The sequence below is a fragment of the Streptomyces sp. UH6 genome (genome assembly GCF_013421635.1).
Taxonomy (GTDB): domain Bacteria; phylum Actinomycetota; class Actinomycetes; order Streptomycetales; family Streptomycetaceae; genus Streptomyces; species Streptomyces abyssomicinicus.
Map to the genome: position 1 here is coordinate 1 of NZ_JACADT010001226.1, position 1,451 is coordinate 1,451.

Here is a 1,451-nt window from a genome sequence, read left to right on the forward strand (position 1 = left end):
GGACCGGCGGACGATCCGGCCCGGCAGGTGCTGGCGGACCCGTTCGCGGGCGGGCGGCTGCTGACCGGAGCCGACGCCGAACTGCTGGTGCTGGAGACGACCGGCACCGCCCCGGATCCGGCGGACCCGTCGGTGTACACGCCCGCCCGGCCGCTGGAGGTCGTGGTGCGGATCCTGAACAACGTCCGCGCCTGGGCGGCGGCCCGCCCCGAGCAGTCGGCCACCGCGCTGTGGGCGCTGGAGCTGTCGCTGCTGCTGCCCGCGCGGCCCGCTAACCTGCGCTACGAGTACGCCCAACTCCTGGTCGGCAGGGGTGAGTTCATGGCGGGCGCGGAGGAACTCGAGGTGTACGCCGACGTGGTGGAGGCGGTGGACGAGGAGCTGGCCGAACGGGTGCGCGGGCAGGCGCGGTCGGCCCGCGCCCGGCTCAACTGACCCCGTCCCGAGACGAGTCCGCCCGCCTCGCCCCGAAGGGCGGTGCGGGCGGGCGTCGTTCGGCGGCGGTCCGGGTCAGCTGGGGTCGGTCTCGATGACCGCGGTCCGCTCGGTCCTGCTGACCAGCGCCGGGCGCAGCGCGCCGATGACGTCCTCGGCGGTCACCGGGGTCTTCTTCCCGGTGCCCCGGGTGATCAGCACCCCGTCGAAGGTCTCGCCGTACAGCTTCTCCAGCTCGGCCTTGTCGTAGCTCTCGACCAGCCGGCCGTCGACGGCGCGCACCCGCAGGAACCGCCACAGCGAGTTCTCCGGGCTGAACGAGATGGTGTGCGCGGCGTCGGTCCGCACGGTCACCAGGCCGGACATGGCCGGCTCGGCGAACTCCTTCATCATCCGGTCCACCTCGGCGTCCGGGACGCCGGGCTCGCGGGTGGCGACGGGCAGTTCGGTGGCGGGCGCCTTCCCGTCGGCCACCTGCCGGCGGAACGCCTCCTTGACCGCGGGCACGGCCTTCTCGACGTCGATGCCCTTGCCGGGCTTGCCGTAGACGGGCACGGCCTTGCCGGCACTGAACTCGATGCCGCCCTCGGTGACCGAGCCGGCGCCGCCGGCGGACTCTTCCAGGGCGGCGCGCAGCTTCTCGGAGTCGACAGGCATGTTCGGTTCGACGACGCGCTCCTGGCCGAGGAGCGAGCCGATCACGGAGACCGGGTTGTAGTCGCTCCGGGCCGCCTCGGCAACGGTCGCCTTGGTGTCGATCTCCAGGCCCGCCTGCTCCGGCGCGAGGCTGACGGACTCGCCCTCGACGCTGAACTCCAGCGGCCGGTCCACACGGTCGCCCAGGGCACGGTCGAGCTTCTGCGCGGCCTCCTCCCGGGTGCCGCCGCCTATCTCCACGCCGAGCACGGTGGTGCCCTTCGGCACGTCGGAGTGGTTCAGCAGCAGACCCGCGCCGTAGGCCACGGCGAACAGGGCGACCAGGCCGCCGCCGAGCAGGACCAGCTTGTTGCGGCCCT

1 protein-coding gene and 1 pseudogene are annotated in these 1,451 nt (G+C 73.5%); one reads left to right on the plus strand and one right to left on the minus strand.

The window, feature by feature from the left end:
* Window positions 1–435: tetratricopeptide repeat protein (locus tag HW445_RS30800; protein WP_180224077.1), on the plus strand; the 435-nt coding region annotated here is incomplete at its 5' end.
* A 75-nt stretch (window positions 436–510) separates the two neighbouring features.
* Here HW445_RS30800 and HW445_RS30805 read toward each other — a convergent pair.
* Window positions 511–1,451, minus strand: a pseudogene (locus tag HW445_RS30805) (hypothetical protein); the annotation flags it as partial.